Origin of the sequence: Paracoccus sp. J55 (assembly GCF_000513975.1) — a bacterium.
Classification (GTDB): domain Bacteria; phylum Pseudomonadota; class Alphaproteobacteria; order Rhodobacterales; family Rhodobacteraceae; genus Paracoccus.
Map to the genome: position 1 here is coordinate 356347 of NZ_AZVA01000001.1, position 17480 is coordinate 373826.

The following is a 17480-nucleotide window of genomic DNA, read 5'->3' on the forward strand; positions in this document are numbered from 1 at the left end:
TGCCATTTCCAGACATTGAAAGCTTGCCACAGGATTCGGGTCTCGGCCTTGATCCGCATCAAGATCGTCAGGAATTTTGCACAAATTGTTCATATTCTCACGCCACCCCTTGCGGTGCACCGCCGCCGATCCACTTTCCCTTGCCCCCGCCCCGTCGGGCATGAGATAACCGCGCCCCAGAAGAACAAGACGAGCAGGTGTCATGGCCGACGATCTCTTCCCCGCCGCGGATAAGGCTTCCGAAAGCTATTCGGCCTCCTCGATCGAGGTGCTCGAAGGGCTGGAGCCGGTCCGCAAGCGTCCGGGCATGTATATCGGCGGCACCGACGAACGCGCGCTGCATCACCTGGTGGCCGAAATCCTCGACAACTCGATGGACGAGGCGGTGGCCGGCCACGCCACCCGCATCGAGGTCGAGCTGCTGGCCGATTACTCGGTCATCATCCGCGACAACGGCCGCGGCATCCCCATCGACCCGCATCCGAAATTCCCCGGCAAATCGGCGCTGGAGGTGATCCTGTGCACGCTGCATGCCGGCGGCAAGTTCTCGGGCGACGCCTATCAGACCTCGGGCGGCTTGCACGGCGTCGGCGCCTCGGTGGTCAATGCGCTGTCGGACAGCATGGTGGTGCAGGTCGCCCGCAACCGCGAGCTTTACGAGCAGCGTTTCTCGCGCGGGCTGCCGCTTGGCCCGGTCGAGAAGGTCGGCGCCGCCCCGAACCGGCGCGGCACCACCGTCACCTTCCATGCCGACGAGCAGATCTTCGGCCATCACCGCTTCAAGCCGGCGCGGCTGCTGCGCATGGTCAAGTCCAAGGCCTATCTGTTCTCGGGCGTCGAGATCCGCTGGAAATCCGAGATCGACGACGGCGAGACGCCGCTGGAGGCCAGCTTCCACTTTCCCGGCGGCCTGGCAGACTACCTGACCGAGGTTCTGGGCAATGCCTCGACCTATGCCGACCGGCCCTTTGCCGGCAGCGTCGATTTCAAGGAAAAGTTCAACACGCCCGGCAAGGTGGACTGGGCGATCAACTGGACGCCGTCGCGCGACGGCTTCATCCAGTCCTATTGCAACACCGTGCCCACGCCCGAGGGCGGCACGCATGAGGCCGGCTTCTGGTCGGCGATCCTGCGCGGCATCCGCGCCTATGGCGAGCGGGTCAGCAACAAGAAGGCGGCGCAGATCACCCGCGACGACCTGCTGGCGGGCGGCTGCGCGCTGGTCTCCTGCTTCATCCGCGAGCCGGAGTTCGTCGGCCAGACCAAGGACCGGCTGGCCACCACCGAGGCGGCCCGGCTGGTCGAGGGCGCGGTGCGCGACCATTTCGACAACTGGCTGGCGGCGGATACGAAATCGGCCGGCGCCATCCTGGATTTCCTGGTGCTGCGGGCCGAGGAACGGCTGCGCCGCCGGCAGGAAAAGGAAACCGCCCGCAAGTCGGCGACCAAAAAGCTGCGCCTGCCCGGCAAGCTGGTCGATTGCTCGGCCACCAATCGCGAGGGCACCGAGCTTTTCATCGTCGAGGGCGATTCGGCGGGCGGCAGCGCCAAGATGGCGCGCGAGCGCACCACCCAGGCGCTGCTGCCCCTGCGCGGCAAGATCCTGAACGTGCTGGGCGCGGCCTCCTCCAAGCTCGGGTCCAATCAGGAAATCTCGGATCTCTGCCAGGCGCTTGGCGTCGGCATGGGCTCGAAATTCAACATCGACGATCTGCGCTATGACAAGATCATCATCATGACCGATGCGGATGTCGACGGCGCCCATATCGCCAGCCTGCTGATGACCTTCTTCTTCACCCAGATGCGGCCGCTGATCGACAAGGGGCATCTGTATCTGGCCTGCCCGCCGCTCTACCGGCTGACGCAAGGCGCCCATCGCGTCTATGTCGCCGACGATGCCGAGAAGGAGGCGATGCTTGCCAAGGGCCTGGGCGGCAAGGGCAAGATCGACGTGCAGCGTTTCAAGGGCCTAGGCGAGATGGATGCCAAGGACCTGAAGGACACGACGATGAACCCCAGGACGCGGAAGCTGATCCGCGTCTCGATCGACGAGGAGGAAGGCGGCGAGACCGGCGATCTGGTCGAGCGGCTGATGGGCAAGAAGCCCGAGCTGCGCTTCCAGTTCATCCAGGAGAATGCCCAGTTCGCCGATACCGAGGAACTGGACGTGTGATCCTGGCCGCCCCGATTGCGGTCTATGTCCTGGCGGCGCTGGCCGAGATCGCCGGCTGCTTCGCCTTCTGGGCCTGGCTGCGGCTGGGGAAATCGCCGCTCTGGCTGGTGCCGGGAATGCTGTCGCTGGCCGCCTTCGCCTTTCTGCTGACGCGGGTCGATACCGATTTCGCCGGCCGCGCCTATGCGGCCTATGGCGGCATCTACGTCGTCGCCTCGCTTGGCTGGCTCTGGCTGACCGAGGGCCAGGTGCCGACGCGCTGGGATCTGCTTGGCGGCGCGCTCTGCGTGCTGGGGGCGATGGTGATCCTGGCAGGCCCCCGCGCGGCGTAGGGGATCGTTCGAGCAGGAAGGTCGGGATCGCCTTGTCGGGCTATGCGGGACGAAGCGGACGGTCAGCCATTCGGCAAGAGCCGATCCAAAACCTTTGCATGGAGTTCGGGGGAGGCACTGGCGACGATGGCTCCACTCGAAGCGAATGACAGTGACCGTCCCTTCCAGTCGGTAATCTTGCCTCCGGCTTCCTGCACCACGGGGCACAGGGCGCAAATGTCGTAGGCGTCCAGATCATCGCCGTTGAGGCAAATGTCGATGAGTCCTCTGGCAAGCGCACCATATGCGGGAGCGCCGCCGTCAAAGACCCTCACCCGCCCCGCCGAGCGGAAATTCTGGTATCCTGCGGCGCTCTCGCCCCGGAAGCTGTCAGGGTTGGCAAGGCTGACCACGGCCTCCGCCATGTTGCGGCGCATGCTGCTGCGGACAGTCCGGCCGGCGAATGTGGTGCCTTTCCCCTCCGCCGCCACGTAACGCGCGTCCGGCATCGGCAAGTCGATGATACCCAGAACCGGCAGACCGTCCCGGCACAGGCTTATCAGCGATGCGAAGTTCAACAGCCCCGTCCCGAACTGGCGTGTTCCGTCGATCGGATCGAGCACCCAGGTGAAGGCGCTGCTTCCTGTGTCGGAACCGTATTCCTCGCCCAGAATGCCGTGCGAAGGGAATTGCCGTTTGATCCGCTCTCGCCATAGAGCCTCGATGGACAGGTCGGCCTGCGTCAGTGACGAGCCATCGGCTTTGTAGGTCACGGCAAGGTCACCGCCCCATGCTTTGGCAGAAATCTGCGCCCCGAGCTCTGCGAGGTTCAGCGCCGCTTGCATAAGATGTTCGAGGTCAGACATCGCGCCTCCCTGGATCAAGGGACGACATAGCTGTCGGATGGTAACGGCCGAATGACGGCTAAGGCCTCAAAACCGCATCCCGACCGAGAAGCTCGCTCCGTCGGTTCCGATCCCGAAGCTCGCCGCGCCGAATCTGATCCCGATCAGCGCCCCGGTCCAGACCTGCGCGGGCGTATGCTCGCCCGCATGGACGCGGCTCCAGCCGGTCATCCCCGCCGCGCCATAGGCCAGCGCCCCGGCCCCGGGCCGGTCGTCGAAGCATTTCCCGGCCAGGTCCGCGGCGCCGAAGAAGGCCGCCGCCGTATGGCCCGAGGGGAAACCCTTGCCCCCGCCCGAGGGCCGGCGCGAGACCGGCGCACCGTCGAAGAATTCCTTCATCCCCCAGACCAGCGCCGCCTGCAGCACACCGCGGACGGCGAAATCCTCAAGCCGGCCCTGATCCGCCGCGCAGACTGCAGCCGCCAGCGGCAGGCCGTATTTCATCGCCGTGCCGAATTGCTCGAACGGGTCCGCCGAGGCCGGAGCCGCCAGCGAACAGGCGCAGATCGCCGCCATCACCCGCATCGGCGCCCCCTTTGCCAAGCACATCCGGCGTCCCGCATGGCTCAGCTGCCCAGCCGGATCACCCGGTCCATGCGCCCGGCCAGTTCCATGTTATGCGTGGCGATCAGCGCCGCAAGACCGGTTTCGCGCACCAGCGCCATCAGCACGTCGAAGACCTTGTCCGAGGTCGCGGGGTCCAGGTTCCCCGTCGGCTCGTCCGCCAGAAGCAGCGAGGGCTGGTTCGCCAACGCCCGGCAGAAGGCCACCCGCTGCTGCTCGCCCCCGGACAGCTGCGCCGGCCGGTGATCCCCGCGATGCGACAGCCCGACCCGGCCCAGCAGGTCCAGCGCCCGCGCCCGCGCCGCGCCCCGGGCGATGCCGTTGGCCAGTTGCGGCAGGACGATATTCTCCGCGGCCGAGAATTCCGGCAGCAGGTGGTGGAACTGATAGACGAAACCCAGCTGTTCGCGCCGCGCCTCGGTCCGCGCCCGGTCGCTTTGCCCGGCCATGTCGCGGCCATTGATCGCCACCCGCCCCGCATCGGGCATGTCCAGCAGGCCGGCAATATGCAGCAGCGTGGACTTGCCGGCGCCCGAGGGGGCGACCAGCGCCACCACCTCGCCCCGGCCGACGCGCAGCGACAGCCGGTCCAGAACCGGCACCGGCGCGGGACCCCCGATGCCGTAAGTCTTGGAAATCCCTTCCAGAACCAGGACGTCATTCATAGCGCAGCGCCTCGACCGGATTCATGCGCGCGGCGCGGCGCGCGGGAAAGATGGTGACGATGAAGGACAGGGCCAGCGACAGGGCCGCCGCGCGGAAGATGTCCCAGGCCCGCAGATCGGCGGTGAGCTGGTAGATGCCGCGCACCTCGGGCTGCCAGGCATTGCCGCCGGTCAGGGCGTTCAGCGCCGCCATGATATGGTCGACGTTCAGCGACAGCGCCACGCCCAGCACCACGCCGGCGAGGGTGCCGATCACCCCGGTAAAGGCGCCGCAAAGGAAGAAGACCCGCAGCACCGCGCCCTCGGTCAGGCCCATGGTGCGCAGGATGCCGATGTCGCGGCCCTTGTTCTTGACCAGCATGATCAGCCCCGAGGTGATGTTCATCGAGGCGATCAGCACCAGGATCGACAGGATGACGAACATCACGTCATCCTCCATGTCGAGCGCCGCCAGGAACGAGCCCGAGGCGTCGCGCCAGGTCCAGACCTGCCCGCGCTCGCCCGCCGCCTGCAAAAGCGGCAGGGTCCAGTCGTCGACCCGCTCGGGATCGGCGACGAAGACCCCGATCTCGTCGGCGACGCCCTCGCGGTTGAAGAAGGTCTGCGCCTCGGCCATGGGCATGTAGATGCGCGCCTTGTCCACGTCGTAGCGCCCGGCCGAGAAGATATAGACCACCTCATAGGCCTCGATGCGCGGGGTGGTGCCGAAGGCGGTCCTGGCACCCTCGGGCGCGACCAGTTGCAGCCGGTCGCCAACCCCGATGCCCAGATCGCGCGCCATGCCGACGCCGATGGCGATGCCCTTGTCGAAATCCTCGGGATCGCCGGCAGCGCGTTCCGGGTCGGCGATGCCCGGCATGGATTTCAGCGCCTCCAGCGTGATGCCGTAGACGTCGCCCACCCCCATGGCATCGCCCTGCCGCGCCATGACCTGCGCGCGAACCGCCGGAACCGCGCGGGTCACGCCGGGGATCTGCGCGATCTTCGCGGCCAGCGCCTCGTAATCCTCGATCCGGCCGGGGGTGACATAGGTCTCTTCGGTCAGTTCGTTATAGATCTGCGTGGGCGCGTAATAGACCGTGCTATGGGCGTTGGCGCCCAGGATGGTATCGACGAAATCGGCGCGAAAGCCGGCGCGCACGGCCAGGGTGGTGATCAGCGCCATGACGCCCAGGGTGATGCCGATCAGGCTGATCCAGGTCATCACGCTGACCCCGCCCTCGGCGCGGCGGGCGCGCAGATAGCGCCAGGCGATCAGGAATTCGTAACGCGAAAACGGGGCGGGACTGGCCATCGCTCACCTGTCTGTTGGCTCGCGCCTGATTGGCCTTTCGGCGGTGACAATGCAAGCCAACAAGGCCGTGACCGCGGACCCAGGCCGCAGCCCGGCATCACGGTTTCGGATGATCGTCCCATTCCGGGCTGAGGATCCGTTCGGCATCGCCCTTGGGATCGTCGTATTGCCGGCCGCGCAGCGACCAGATGAAGGCCAGGAGGCCAAGCCCGCCAAGCCCCAGCGAGACCGGAATGAGAAGGCCGAGGATTTCCATCTTCCCCCCTTTACCGCAGCCGCAGCGCGTTCAGCGTCACGCTGATCGAGCTCAGCGACATGGCCAGCGCCGCCATCAGGGGCGTGGCGAAGCCCGCGATGGCGATGGGCACCGCGACGATGTTGTAGATCAGCGAGATGGCGAAATTCTCCTTGATGCGGGCACGGGCGCTTCGCGCCAGTTCCAGCGCCTCGGCAACCGGGGCCAGGTCGCTGCCCATCAGCACCATATCCGAGGCCGTCCGCGCCGCATCCAGTGCCGAGGCGGGCGAGATCGAGACATGCGCCTCGGTCAGCGCGGCGGTGTCGTTGAGCCCGTCGCCGACCATCAGCGGATGCAGCCCCTCCTGCCGCAGCCGGCGCAGGGTCTCGGCCTTTTCGACCGGGGTGACGCCGGCCCGCCATTCCGCGATGCCGAGCCGCCGCGCCAGATCCTCGACCACCGGCGCGGCATCGCCCGACAGCAGCATCACCCGGCGGCCTGAGCCCAGCAGCCGCGCCACGCAGGTCTCGGCCCCTGGCCGCAGCCGGTCCGAGAACTCCAGCCGGATCGGCGCCCCCTGCCCGAGCGACAGCCAGCTTGCCGAAAGCGTCGCGTCGCCATGCTCGGCCCCCAGCCAGTCGGCACGGCCCAGCCGCACCTCGCGCCCCTGCCACAGGCCGGAAATGCCATAGCCCGGCACCTCGCGCAGGTCGGCCAGCGCGGCGGGCTCGGTGCCGGCATCGACCAGCGCCTGCGCCAGAGCCTGCGACAAGGGATGCCCCGAACCCTGCGCCAGGGCCAGCGCCACGGGCCGGGCCTCCGCCGGGATCGGGTCCAGCAAGACCAACTGCGGCACGCCCAGCGTCAGGGTGCCGGTCTTGTCGAAGACCACGGCATCGACCTCGGCCAGACGCTCCAGCGCGGTGCCGTCCTTGATCAGCATGCCGCGCCGGAACAGTCGGCCCGAGGCCGCGGTGATCACCGCCGGCACCGCCAGACCCAGCGCGCAGGGACAGGTGATGATCAGCACCGCCGCCGCCACGTTCACCGCCAGCCGCAGGTCATGCGTGGTCAGATACCAGCCAAGGAAGCTGCAGAAGGCCAGAAGATGCACCAGCGGCGAATAAAGCCGCGAGGCGCGGTCGGCCAGCCCGGTGTAATGCCCGCGCGCCGATTCCGCCGCCGCCACCAGCGCCGTCAGCCGCGCCAGCGAACTGTCGCGCCCGGCCGCCGTCACCCGCATGACCAGCGGTCCGGTCAGGTTCGCCTCGCCCGCCGAAAGCGCGAAGCCGGGGCCGGCGGGAACCGGAATGCTCTCGCCGGTCAGGAGCGAGCGGTCGATCTCGCTGCTGCCTTCGGCGATCTCGCCATCGGCGGGGATGCGGGCGCCGGGGCGGATGCGGATCAGATCGCCGGGGCGCAGCTCGGCCACCGGCACCGGCTCGTCGCCGGCCGGGGTGATGCGGAAGGCGCGCGGCACCTCCAGCGCGGTCAGCTCCTCGGCGGCGGAACGGGCGACGGCGCGGGTGCGATAGTCGAGATAGCGCCCGATCAGCAGGAAGAAGCACAGCATCACCGCCGCGTCGAAATAGGCGTGATGGCCGGAATGCAGCGTCTCGTAGACCGAGATGGCGCTGGCCAGGATCAGCGCCAGCGAGATCGGCACGTCCATCCCCAGCCGGCCATGCCGCAGCGCCCGCCAGGCGCTGGAAAAGAAGGGCTGGCCAGCAAAGGCCACGGTCGGCAGGGCGATGGCACCGGAAATCCAGTGGAACATGTCGCGCGTCGCGTCCTCGGCCCCCGACCAGACGGCAACCGACAGGATCATGATGTTCATCATCGCAAAGCCCGACACGCCGATGCGCATCAGGATGTCGCGGCCCTGGCGGTCGGCGGCGCTGGCCGACAGCGCCGCGGGGTCGAGCTCATGCGCCTCGTAGCCGATGCTCTCGACCACGGGGATCAGCTCCTCGGCGGTCAGGCCGGGCGCATCCACGGTCACGCGGCGCAGCGTCAGGTTGACCCGCGCATCCCTGACGCCGGGATGGCGGTTCAGCACCCGCTCGACATCGGTGATGCAGGTCGCGCAATGAATGGTGGGCAGTGACAGGATGACCTCGTCCTGCCCGCCCCGGGCTCCGGCGATGCGCTGCGCGAGCGGTGCGGCATCGCAGGCCGGGCAGGCCGAGAGCCGGGCGTCGTGGTCGTGCAGCGCGGCGTCCGACATCTCAGTTCACCCGGCTGCCGTGGTAATGGTCGATGCGCTGGCGGAAGACCGTGCCGTCCGGCGCGGTGGCGGTCAGGTGGATGTTCCACAGCCCCGGCGCCAGTTCCAGCGGCGCGTGGAACAGCCCGCCCTGATAGGTGAATTGCGGGCGCTGGTCGTCGCGCAGATGGGTCGGGCGGCCGACCGTCACCTCGAGCGTGCTGACCGGGGCCGGGTTGCCCTGTCCGTCGCGGATCGCCAGCACCAGTTCGCGCCCGTCGTAATCCGGCGTCACCGTCCAGTTCAGCGCCGCCTGCGCATTGCGTTCCCGGTCGAAATTCTGCGAGGCGACATAGCTGTTCTTGACCTCGAGTCCCGGGAAGGTGCCGACCGCCTTGAACGCCATGAACAGGTTCACCGCGATGATGGTGCCGAAGGCGGCAAGGGTGATCATCAGCACATGGCGGCCGGTCAGTTCGCGGGGCATCATTCGCTCCTTCCATGGAAGACGGTGCCGATCCGGGATCGCACCCCATCGGTGGCATCCTCGACCCAAAGCGTCAACTCGCTCTGTCCACTCTCGGCCAGCGCCGAGCCCTTTTCGGCGGTCACATAGAGGCGCTGGGTATGTGTGCTGTCGGCGGGGACGCTGACCCCGGCGCCCGGCAGGCCCTCCAGCACCAGACCGACGCCCTGCGGCACCGCGCCGTCGGGGCCGGTGACCGAGACGGTGAAGTCGCGCGCATCCCCCTGCTTGTTGCGCAGCCGCAGCGCATAGGTGTTGCGGATCGCGCCGTCGGCCATGGTGACGTAAAGCGGGTTGCGGACCGGCGTCACGTTCAGGTCGAAGGGCGAGCGCAGGAACAGCGCCACCAGCAGCGCCACGCCGATCCCGGCCCAGAGGGTGAAATACAGCACCGTGCGCGGCCGCAGGATGTGCTTGATCAGCGGCTTGGGCGCGGCGCCGGCGCGCTCGGCCGTCTCGTCCTTCAGCGCCATGTAGTCGATCAGCCCGCGCGGCTTGCCGATCTTGTCCATCACGTCGTCGCAGGCATCGATGCAAAGCGCGCAGGTGATGCATTCCATCTGCTGGCCGTCGCGGATGTCGATGCCCATCGGGCAGACGTTGACGCAGGCCATGCAGTCGATGCAGTCGCCCTTGGCGCCGCCGTCGGATTTCGTCGCCTCGCCCTTGTGCAGCTTGCCGCGCGGCTCGCCCCGCCAGTCGCGATAGGCAACGGTCAGCGTGTCCTCGTCCATCATCGCGGCCTGGATGCGCGGCCAGGGACAGGCATAGATGCAGATCTGCTCGCGCGCGAAGCCGCCGAAGACGAAGGTGGTCGCGGTCAGGATGGCCATGGTGGTATAGGCGACCGGATGGGCCTGGCCGGTGAGCAGGTTGCCCAGCAGCGTCGGCGCATCGGTGAAATAGAAGATCCAGGCGCCGCCGGTCGCCAGCGCGATCACCAGCCAGATCGCCCATTTCGCCAGCCGCAGCCGCAGCTTCCTGGCATCCCAGGGTGCGTTCCACAGCCGCAACCGGGCGTTGCGGTCGCCCTCGACCCAGCGCTCGGTCAGGATGAACAGGTCGGTCCAGACCGTCTGCGGGCAGGCATAGCCGCACCAGACCCGCCCCAGGGCCGAGGTGAACAGGAACAGCCCCAGCCCCGCCATGACCAGCAGGCCGGCGACGAAATAGAATTCGTGCGGCCAGATCTCGATCCAGAAGAAATAGAAGCGGCGATTGGCCAGATCGACCAGAACCGCCTGATCGGGCATGCCGGGGCCGCGGTCCCAGCGAAACCAGGGCGTGACGTAATAGATCGCCAGGGTCACCGCCATGATGACCCATTTCAGGTTGCGAAACCAACCCTGGACGCGCCGCGGAAAGATCGGCTCGCGGGCGGCATAGAGATGTGGCGGGTCGATGTCGGAATTCGACATGATTGGCTCCTGTTCGCGTGGCTCGGGTATAGAGCCTCGCCGCGACGGCGCATTGATCTGCGTCAAGCACGGGCAGGCTGGCTTATAGCCGGGGCGAAAAAGCCGGGGCATGGGCCGCATTGTCGCATCCCGCCGGAAAAAAGCGGGCGCGCCGCTTGCAGGGGACGCAGGGCCTGGCGTTTCATATGAACACCGGCCCCCCTTGGAAACGCGCGAACAGGACGGGGGGCCGGTGCCTCCGGGGCCGGTTGCCCGGCCGCGGATCTCGGGATCTGTTATTCGCCACCGCCAAGGCTGTGGACGTAGGAGGCGACGGCGCGGATATCCGCCTCGGACAGGCGGTCCGACCAGGCCGGCATCACGCCGAAGGGGCCGGAATGCACGATCCGGGTGATTGTCTCCGGGTCCGAGCCGTAGAGCCAGACCGCATCGGTCAGGTCGGGCGCACCCTGGCTGCGGTCGCCGGTGCCGTCCTCGGCATGGCAGGCCGAGCAGTTGTCGGCATAGACCGCCGCCCCCTCGGCCGCGAGCCGCGCGTCATGCGGCAGGCCGCCCAGTTCCAGCACATGGTTCACGACCTGGCGGATCTGGATATTGTCCAGAAGCTGGTCGGCGCCGAAGCGCGGCATCTCCGAATAGCGGGTATCCTCGTCCTTGGGATCGCGGATGCCGTGCAGGACCGTGGTATGGATCTCGTCCAGCGAGCCGCCCCAGAGCCAGTCGTTGTCCAGCAGCGAGGGATAGCCCGCGGCCCCGCCCGCGCCCGAGCCGTGACATTGCGCGCACCAGGTGCGGAAGATCGCGGCGCCGGCATTGGCGGTATAGTTCGCCAGCTCCGGATCGGCGGCGATCTCGTCCAGCGGCGTCTCGACCAGCCGGGCCTGGATCGGGGCGTTGGCCTCGTTGAAGCGCTGGATCTCGGCCGCGACGTCGGAACGGTAGCTCTGGCCCAGGATGCCCTGCGTCGCGCCGTTCACCAGCGGAATGGCCGGATAGGCGATGATATAGGCCAGCCCCCAGACGATGGTGGCGTAGAAGGTCCAGAGCCACCAGCGCGGCAGCGGGTTGTCGTATTCCTCGATCCCGTCCCAGCTGTGGCCGGTCGAGGGCACCTCGACCACCCGCCGCCCGCCCTTGCGGTCGCGCACCACGCGGGTGCTGCCGGGCCGGGGCGTGACCGGCGGATGCAGCGGCTGGCCGCCCGGCCCCTCGGGCGGATCGGCCAGGATCCTGGCCTTGTGGGCCTCGTCCGCGGCCTGGCGTTCCAGCTCGATCCGGTTGTCGGGGTTCTGCGGGCTGGTGTGCTCGTCGTCGGTATCGGCCATCACTCGACCTCCTTCTCGCCCGCCGGGGCGGGATTCGTCTCGTTGCGGAAGATGCTTTCCGCCGCGTCTCGGTGCAGCGGGCGCGAGCCTGGCCTGAAGGCGAAGACGATCGTCCCCAGGAAGAACAGCACCAGCAGCAGCAGCACCCAGCTGTCGGCCAGTTCGCGCAGGAAGGAATAGCTGTCCATGGCTGGCCTCAGCGGTTCGGGTCCGGCTCGAAGGTCGAGAAATCGACCATCGTGCCCAGCACCTGCAGATAGGCGATCAGGGCGTCCATTTCGGACACGCCGGGGCGGCGGTCGAAATTGCGCTGCTGCGCGCCCGGATAGCGTTCCTCAAGCCCCGAGGCGTCCGCATCCGGGTCGGCCTGGGCGCGGAAGTCGCTGGCGGCGGCGGCGATCATCTCGTCGCTATAGGGCACGCCGACCCGGGCATCGGTCCGCAACCGCTGGCCCATGTTCGAGGGGTTGATCTGCCGGTCCAGCAGGAAGCCGTATTTCGGCATGATCGATTCCGGCACCACCGCCTGCGGATTCACCAGATGGTCGAGATGCCATTCGTCCGAATAGCGGCCGCCGACCCGGGCCAGGTCCGGCCCCGTGCGCTTCGATCCCCATTGGAACGGATGGTCGTACATCGACTCGGCCGCCAGGCTGTAATGGCCATAGCGTTCCACCTCGTCGCGCATCGGCCGGATCATCTGGCTGTGGCAGACATAGCAGCCCTCGCGCACATAGATGTCGCGACCCTTCAGCTCCAAGGGCGTATAGGGCCGCATGCCCTCGACCTTCTCGATGGTGTTCTGCAGGTAGAACAGGGGCGCGATCTCGACGATGCCGCCGATGGTCACGACGAGGAAGGAAAAGACCAGCAGCAGCGTGGCGTTCTTTTCCAGGACCTTGTGCTTTTCAAGAATGGCCATGATCCGCCCTCACTCTGCCGGGACCGCAACGGTGAGCGGTTGGGCCTTGGGTTGCCGGGCAACGGTGGCCCAGAGGTTGTAGCACATGATCAGCGCACCGCCGAGATAGAGCACGCCGCCCAGCGCCCGCACCACGTTCATCGGGAATTTCGCGGCCACCGTGTCGGCGAAGGCGTTGACCAGGAAACCCTGAGCATCGACCTCGCGCCACATCAGCCCCTCCATGATGCCCGAGACCCACATCGAGGCCGCGTAGAGCACCAGGCCGATGGTGGCGAGCCAGAAGTGCCAGCTGACCAGCCCCGTCGAATAAAGCCGCTCACGCCCCCAAAGACGCGGCACCAGGTAGTAGAGCGCGCCGAAGGTGATCATGCCGTTCCAGCCCAGCGCGCCGGAATGCACGTGGCCGATGGTCCAGTCGGTGTAATGGCTCAGCGAGTTCACCGCCTTGATCGACATCATCGGCCCCTCGAAGGTCGCCATGCCGTAGAAGCCGACGGCCACCACCATCATGCGGATGATCGGATCGGTGCGCAGCTTGTCCCAGGCGCCCGACAGAGTCATCAGCCCGTTGATCATGCCGCCCCAGCTGGGCATCCATAGGATGATCGAGAACACCATGCCCAGCGTCGAGGCCCAGTCGGGCAGCGCGGTATAGTGCAGGTGGTGCGGGCCGGCCCAGATATAGAGGAAGATCAGCGCCCAGAAATGGATGATGGACAGCTTGTAGCTGTAGACCGGACGCTCGGCCTGCTTGGGAATGAAGTAATACATCATGCCCAGGAAACCGGCGGTCAGGAAGAAGCCCACGGCGTTGTGGCCATACCACCATTGCGTCATGGCGTCCTGCACGCCCGAGAAGAGCTGCACCGATTTCGAGCCGAAGGGGCTGACCGGGATCGCCAGGTTGTTGACGACATGCAGCATGGCGATGGTGACGATGAAGGACAGGTAGAACCAGTTCGCCACATAGATATGCGGCTCTTTCCGCTTCAGGATGGTGCCCAGGAACACGGCCAGATAGACGACCCAGACCACGGTCAGCCACCAGTCCACATACCATTCGGGTTCCGCGTATTCCTTGGACTGGGTGGCGCCCAGAATGTAGCCGGTCGCCGCGAGCACGATGAAGAGCTGGTAGCCCCAGAACACGAACCAGGCCGCATTGCCGCCCCAGAGCCGCGCCGCCGAGGTGCGCTGCACCACATAGAACGAGGTCGCGATCAGCGCGTTGCCGCCGAAGGCGAAGATCACCGCCGAGGTATGCAGCGGCCGGAGCTTGCCGAAATTGGTGTAGCCCATGGTCAGGTCGCTGAGGTTCAGCGCCGGAAAGGCCAGCTGGAAGGCGATGACCACGCCGACCAGGAAACCCACCACGCCCCAGAAGGCGGTGGCGACGACCCCGGCCCGGACCACGCCGTCCATGTATTCGGTCTCGGGATGCGGGTCGAGCGCGGGCTGCCCGTTCCCCATCTGGCGCAGCACCCGCATGAACATGAACCCCGCCGCCAGCATGACGATCAGGGCGTTCACCAGATAGGCGGGATCATCGGGCCGCGCATAATTGGCGCCGATTGCGGCCAGAACCGCGATCGTGCCAAGCGCGATCAGCTTGATGGTGTCCAACATGAATTTCTGTCCTTCATCCTGCGCCGAAAGGCGGCCGAATCGCAGCGGAATGCGATGCGGGACACGGCTTCGACAGGTCCCTCTATAGCCGCACGGTTTCGTGAGACTTTGATCTGCGTCAATCAGCTTGCACGGAACAGGTGTAAAATTCCCAAATATCCGGACAGGATGTCGCGGCCGGCGCCGGCGGGCGATTGCGATTCTGCCGGATGCCGAGCAAACTCGTGCCACACCCCGAAAGGAGAGGCCCATGGGCTACAAGACGATCCTGACCGTTCTGACCGATCCCGGCCAGCAGAAGCAGCTTGACTCGGCCATCGCCATGACCCGGCGCGAGGATGCGCATCTGGACGTGTTCTGCATGGGCGTCGACCATACCCAAAGCGGCTATTACTACGCGGGCGCCTCGGCCTATGTGTTCCAGGAATCAATCGACAAGGCCATGGCCGCGGCCAGCGAGCTCGAGGAGGGCATCCGCGCCCGGCTTTCCGCCGAGGATGTCCGCTGGTCGGTCGATTCCGCCGTGGCGCAGGTCGGCGGGCTTTCGACGCTGGTCGGCATGAGGGCGCGCTATTCCGATCTGGTGGTGCTGAACCGGCCCTATGGCGAGAACGCGCCCGCCGATGCCGAGGCCGTGACCGAGGCGGCGCTGTTCGAGGGTTCGGCCCCGGTGCTGATCGTGCCGGACGCGCTGAAAGAGCCTTTCGGCAAAAAGATCATGATCGCCTGGAACCAATCGAACGAGGCCCTGGCGGCGGTGCGCCGCGCCCTGCCGCTGCTGATCGCCGCCGAAAGCGTCGAGATCACCGTGATCGACCCCTCGCCCAGCGGTCCCGAACGCTCTGACCCGGGCGGCGCCCTGTGCCAGATGCTGACCCGCCACGGGGTCAAGGCCGAGATCTCGGTTCTGGCCCGCACCCTGCCGCTGATCAGCGACATCCTGAACCGCCGCGCCACCGAGATCGGCGCCGACATGCTGGTGATGGGCGCCTATGGCCATTCCCGCTTCCGCGAGGCGATCCTGGGCGGCGCGACCCGCAGCATGCTGGAAAAGGCGCAGGTGCCGGTGCTGATGGCGCGCTGACCGCCGCCGCAACAAGAAGGCCCCCGGGGATCGCGCCCGGGGGTTCCGCATTCGGCGCCGCCGCCTAGCTCAGCGGCCCGCCATCCGAATCGTCGCCGCTTTCCGTGACCAGCCGTCCGAAGGCGGGCACGATCACCCGTCGCTTGCCATCAAGCTCGATCACCCCTTCGCGCTTCAGCGCGCTCACCTGGCGGCTGACGGTCTCCAGCGTCAGGCCCAGGTAATCGGCCATCGCCTCGCGGGTCAGCGGCAGTTCCACGGTGATGCGCCCCGCGGGACGGCGCTTGATCAGCGCGGCCTCGCGCCGGGCCAGGATCACCAGCAGCGAGGCGATCTTCTCGCGCGCCGATTTCCGGCCCAGCAGCAGCAGCCAGTCGCGGGCGGCGTCAAGCTCGTCCAGCGTCATCTCCAGCAGGCGGCTGGCGATGCGGGGATTGTCGATCAGCAGCTTCTCGAAGGGTTTGCGCCGGAAACAGCACAGCACCAGATCGCTGGTCGCGGTGACCGTATAGGCCGCGATCTCGCGCCCGGGGCGGCCCAGAAAGTCGCTGGGCAGCAGCAGGCCGACCATCTGCGTGCGCCCGTCTTCGAGCTGCTGGGTCAGCCCGGCCATGCCGGCGACGACCGAGCCCACGAAATCCATCCGGTCGCCGGCCCAGACCACGACCTGTCCCGCCTCGTAGCGGCGATAGAATTTCATGCTTTCCAGTTCGGTCAGCTCATCGCCTTCGCAATGCGCACAGACCGCCCGATAGCGAATCGGACAAATTTCGCAGGGCTGCTGCGTCGCACAGATGGCGGCGTCTTGTGGCATTTGATTTGGGTCAAGGTCCTGGCGCGGGTTCCGGGCATATATAGCAGCATGGAACAGCAATCGCAACTTGAGCGGCTGGGACTGTTTGACGCGCGCGTGCCGCGCTATACCAGCTATCCCACCGCCCCGCATTTCACCACCGCCGTGGGCGAGCCGGTCTTTCGCGACTGGATCGCCGCGATTCCGGCCGGCGCCTCGATCTCCCTGTATATGCACGTGCCCTTCTGCCGGCGGCTGTGCTGGTTCTGCGCCTGCCGCACCCAGGGCACGCAGTCGGACGAGCCGGTGCGCGCCTATGCCCAGGCCCTGCTGGCCGAGCTTGACATGCTGAAATCGGCGCTGGCGCCCGGCGTCAGATTGTCGCGGCTGCATTGGGGCGGCGGCACGCCGACGCTGATGCCGGCCGAGATGATGCGGCGGGTCGCCGGTGCCGTACTGGACAGCTTCCCGCTGGCCGAGGGCGCGGAATTCTCGGTCGAGATCGACCCGAACGAGATCGACGAGGCGCGCATGGACGCCTTGGCCGAGGCCGGGCTGACCCGCGCCTCGATCGGCGTGCAGGATTTCGACCCCGAGATCCAGAAGGTCATCGGCCGCGAGCAAAGCTTCGAGGTGACGAAACGCGCCGTGGACATGATCCGCGACCGCGGCATCGCCAGCCTGAACGCCGACATCCTCTACGGCCTGCCGCATCAGGACCCGCGCCGCATCGCCGAATCGGTGCAAAAGCTCCTGGCGCTGTCGCCCGACCGCGTGGCGCTTTACGGCTATGCGCATGTGCCCTGGATGGCCAAGCGGCAGGTGATGATCCCCTCGGAAACCCTGCCGGACCCGCATGGCCGGCTGCGCCTGTTCGAGACCGCGCGCGAGCTGTTCCTGGCCGACGGCTATGACGAGATCGGCATCGATCATTTCGCCCGCCCCGGCGACGGGCTTGCCCGCGCGCAAAAGGCCGGGCTGCTGCGCCGCAACTTCCAGGGCTATACCGACGACCGGGCCGAGGTGCTGGTGGGGCTGGGCGCCTCGTCGATCTCGCGCTTCCCGCAGGGCTATGCGCAGAACGCCCCGGCCACCGGCGCGCATCTGGGCAAGATCCGCGACGGCCGCTTCTCGACCACGCGCGGCCATGCCTTCACCGCCGAGGACCGCTGGCGCTCGCGGATGATCGAGGCGCTGATGTGCGATTTCGAGATCCGGGCCGAGGAATTCATCCGCGACCACGGCTTCGATGCCGAGAGCCTCGACCGGGTCCTCGCCCCGGTCGCCGCGCATTTCGGCGAAATGGTCGAAGCCGATGCCGCCGGCCTGCGCATCACGCCCAAGGGCCGGCCGCTGACCCGGATGATCGCGCGGATGTTCGACGGCTACGACATGGCGGCCTCGGGCCATTCCGCCGCGATCTGACG

The 17480-nt window shown here is 67.3% G+C and carries 17 protein-coding genes; 4 read left to right on the plus strand and 13 right to left on the minus strand.

The annotated features are described in order from the left end of the window. The first annotated feature begins 202 nt into the window (after positions 1-202). Both parE and PARJ55_RS0101790 read left to right on the plus strand, forming a co-directional pair. Positions 203-2173 carry a DNA topoisomerase IV subunit B gene (gene parE / locus PARJ55_RS0101785; protein ID WP_028711428.1) on the plus strand — a complete coding sequence of 657 codons (1971 nt, stop codon included), beginning with the start codon at positions 203-205 and terminating at the stop codon, positions 2171-2173. Next, a complete protein-coding gene (locus PARJ55_RS0101790) occupies positions 2170-2505 on the plus strand; it encodes a YnfA family protein (protein ID WP_028711429.1) in 336 nt (111 codons plus the stop codon). Before parE ends, PARJ55_RS0101790 begins: the two co-directional genes overlap by 4 nt. A 62-nt stretch (positions 2506-2567) precedes the next feature. Here the strand turns inward: PARJ55_RS0101790 and PARJ55_RS0101795 are convergent, their stop codons facing one another. The 12 genes from PARJ55_RS0101795 to ccoN all read right to left on the minus strand — a co-directional run bounded on the left by PARJ55_RS0101795 (position 2568) and on the right by ccoN (position 14176). Then, positions 2568-3350: an inositol monophosphatase family protein gene (locus tag PARJ55_RS0101795; protein WP_028711430.1), complete on the minus strand. Its 783-nt coding sequence runs from the start codon at positions 3348-3350 to the stop codon at positions 2568-2570. A gap of 66 nt (positions 3351-3416) precedes the next feature. Further along, positions 3417-3914: a phosphatase PAP2 family protein gene (locus PARJ55_RS0101800; protein ID WP_028711431.1), complete on the minus strand. Its 498-nt coding sequence runs from the start codon at positions 3912-3914 to the stop codon at positions 3417-3419. A 41-nt stretch (positions 3915-3955) separates the two neighbouring features. Continuing rightward, positions 3956-4618, minus strand: coding sequence for an ABC transporter ATP-binding protein (locus tag PARJ55_RS0101805; protein WP_028711432.1), 663 nt, complete (start codon positions 4616-4618; stop codon positions 3956-3958). Continuing rightward, a complete protein-coding gene (locus tag PARJ55_RS0101810; RefSeq protein WP_028711433.1) occupies positions 4611-5912 on the minus strand; it encodes an ABC transporter permease in 1302 nt (433 codons plus the stop codon). The genes PARJ55_RS0101805 and PARJ55_RS0101810 overlap by 8 nt, the downstream gene beginning before the upstream one ends. A 97-nt stretch (positions 5913-6009) precedes the next feature. Beyond that, complete coding sequence (gene ccoS / locus PARJ55_RS0101815; RefSeq protein WP_028711434.1) at positions 6010-6168, minus strand: cbb3-type cytochrome oxidase assembly protein CcoS; 159 nt, start codon at positions 6166-6168, stop codon at positions 6010-6012. 10 nt (positions 6169-6178) lie between these two features. Next, a complete protein-coding gene (locus PARJ55_RS0101820) occupies positions 6179-8377 on the minus strand; it encodes a heavy metal translocating P-type ATPase (RefSeq protein ID WP_036697419.1) in 2199 nt (732 codons plus the stop codon). Position 8378: 1 nt separating this feature from the next. Further along, positions 8379-8843, minus strand: coding sequence for a FixH family protein (locus PARJ55_RS0101825; RefSeq protein ID WP_028711436.1), 465 nt, complete (start codon positions 8841-8843; stop codon positions 8379-8381). Continuing rightward, positions 8843-10300: a cytochrome c oxidase accessory protein CcoG gene (gene ccoG, locus PARJ55_RS0101830; RefSeq protein ID WP_028711437.1), complete on the minus strand. Its 1458-nt coding sequence runs from the start codon at positions 10298-10300 to the stop codon at positions 8843-8845. Before ccoG ends, PARJ55_RS0101825 begins: the two co-directional genes overlap by 1 nt. Positions 10301-10575: 275 nt before the next feature. Beyond that, the gene (gene ccoP / locus PARJ55_RS0101835; protein WP_198019301.1) at positions 10576-11625 is read right to left on the minus strand and encodes a cytochrome-c oxidase, cbb3-type subunit III; all 1050 of its coding nucleotides are present in this window, start codon (positions 11623-11625) and stop codon (positions 10576-10578) included. Further along, positions 11625-11813: a CcoQ/FixQ family Cbb3-type cytochrome c oxidase assembly chaperone gene (locus PARJ55_RS0101840; RefSeq protein WP_028711439.1), complete on the minus strand. Its 189-nt coding sequence runs from the start codon at positions 11811-11813 to the stop codon at positions 11625-11627. The genes ccoP and PARJ55_RS0101840 overlap by 1 nt, the downstream gene beginning before the upstream one ends. 8 nt (positions 11814-11821) lie before the next feature. Continuing rightward, entirely contained in the window at positions 11822-12547 is a 726-nt protein-coding gene (gene ccoO / locus PARJ55_RS0101845; RefSeq protein WP_028711440.1) for a cytochrome-c oxidase, cbb3-type subunit II, read from the minus strand. 9 nt (positions 12548-12556) lie between these two features. After that, positions 12557-14176, minus strand: coding sequence for a cytochrome-c oxidase, cbb3-type subunit I (gene ccoN / locus PARJ55_RS0101850; protein WP_028711441.1), 1620 nt, complete (start codon positions 14174-14176; stop codon positions 12557-12559). A 250-nt stretch (positions 14177-14426) separates the two neighbouring features. On the opposite strand from ccoN, the gene PARJ55_RS0101855 reads away from it, so the two are divergent. After that, positions 14427-15260 (plus strand): universal stress protein, encoded by an 834-nt coding sequence (locus tag PARJ55_RS0101855; RefSeq protein WP_028711442.1) that lies wholly within the window; start codon positions 14427-14429, stop codon positions 15258-15260. A gap of 64 nt (positions 15261-15324) precedes the next feature. Here PARJ55_RS0101855 and fnrL read toward each other — a convergent pair whose 3' ends face one another. After that, positions 15325-16074: a transcriptional regulator FnrL gene (gene fnrL, locus PARJ55_RS0101860; protein ID WP_028711443.1), complete on the minus strand. Its 750-nt coding sequence runs from the start codon at positions 16072-16074 to the stop codon at positions 15325-15327. Positions 16075-16122: 48 nt separating this feature from the next. Between fnrL and hemN the strand changes: the two genes are divergently transcribed. Further along, the gene (hemN, locus tag PARJ55_RS0101865; protein ID WP_028711444.1) at positions 16123-17478 is read left to right on the plus strand and encodes an oxygen-independent coproporphyrinogen III oxidase; all 1356 of its coding nucleotides are present in this window, start codon (positions 16123-16125) and stop codon (positions 17476-17478) included. Positions 17479-17480: the final 2 nt, after the last annotated feature.

Coding starts and splice junctions, on each gene's coding strand:
- parE (WP_028711428.1), top strand. CDS start 203: ATGGCCGACGATCTCTTCCCCGCCGCGGATAAGGCTTCCGAAAGCTAT.
- PARJ55_RS0101795 (WP_028711430.1), bottom strand. CDS start 3,350: ATGTCTGACCTCGAACATCTTATGCAAGCGGCGCTGAACCTCGCAGAG.
- PARJ55_RS0101800 (WP_028711431.1), bottom strand. CDS start 3,914: ATGCGGGTGATGGCGGCGATCTGCGCCTGTTCGCTGGCGGCTCCGGCC.
- PARJ55_RS0101805 (WP_028711432.1), bottom strand. CDS start 4,618: ATGAATGACGTCCTGGTTCTGGAAGGGATTTCCAAGACTTACGGCATC.
- PARJ55_RS0101810 (WP_028711433.1), bottom strand. CDS start 5,912: ATGGCCAGTCCCGCCCCGTTTTCGCGTTACGAATTCCTGATCGCCTGG.
- ccoS (WP_028711434.1), bottom strand. CDS start 6,168: ATGGAAATCCTCGGCCTTCTCATTCCGGTCTCGCTGGGGCTTGGCGGG.
- PARJ55_RS0101820 (WP_036697419.1), bottom strand. CDS start 8,377: ATGTCGGACGCCGCGCTGCACGACCACGACGCCCGGCTCTCGGCCTGC.
- PARJ55_RS0101825 (WP_028711436.1), bottom strand. CDS start 8,843: ATGCCCCGCGAACTGACCGGCCGCCATGTGCTGATGATCACCCTTGCC.
- ccoG (WP_028711437.1), bottom strand. CDS start 10,300: ATGTCGAATTCCGACATCGACCCGCCACATCTCTATGCCGCCCGCGAG.
- ccoP (WP_198019301.1), bottom strand. CDS start 11,625: ATGGCCGATACCGACGACGAGCACACCAGCCCGCAGAACCCCGACAAC.
- PARJ55_RS0101840 (WP_028711439.1), bottom strand. CDS start 11,813: ATGGACAGCTATTCCTTCCTGCGCGAACTGGCCGACAGCTGGGTGCTG.
- ccoO (WP_028711440.1), bottom strand. CDS start 12,547: ATGGCCATTCTTGAAAAGCACAAGGTCCTGGAAAAGAACGCCACGCTG.
- ccoN (WP_028711441.1), bottom strand. CDS start 14,176: ATGTTGGACACCATCAAGCTGATCGCGCTTGGCACGATCGCGGTTCTG.
- PARJ55_RS0101855 (WP_028711442.1), top strand. CDS start 14,427: ATGGGCTACAAGACGATCCTGACCGTTCTGACCGATCCCGGCCAGCAG.
- fnrL (WP_028711443.1), bottom strand. CDS start 16,074: ATGCCACAAGACGCCGCCATCTGTGCGACGCAGCAGCCCTGCGAAATT.
- hemN (WP_028711444.1), top strand. CDS start 16,123: ATGGAACAGCAATCGCAACTTGAGCGGCTGGGACTGTTTGACGCGCGC.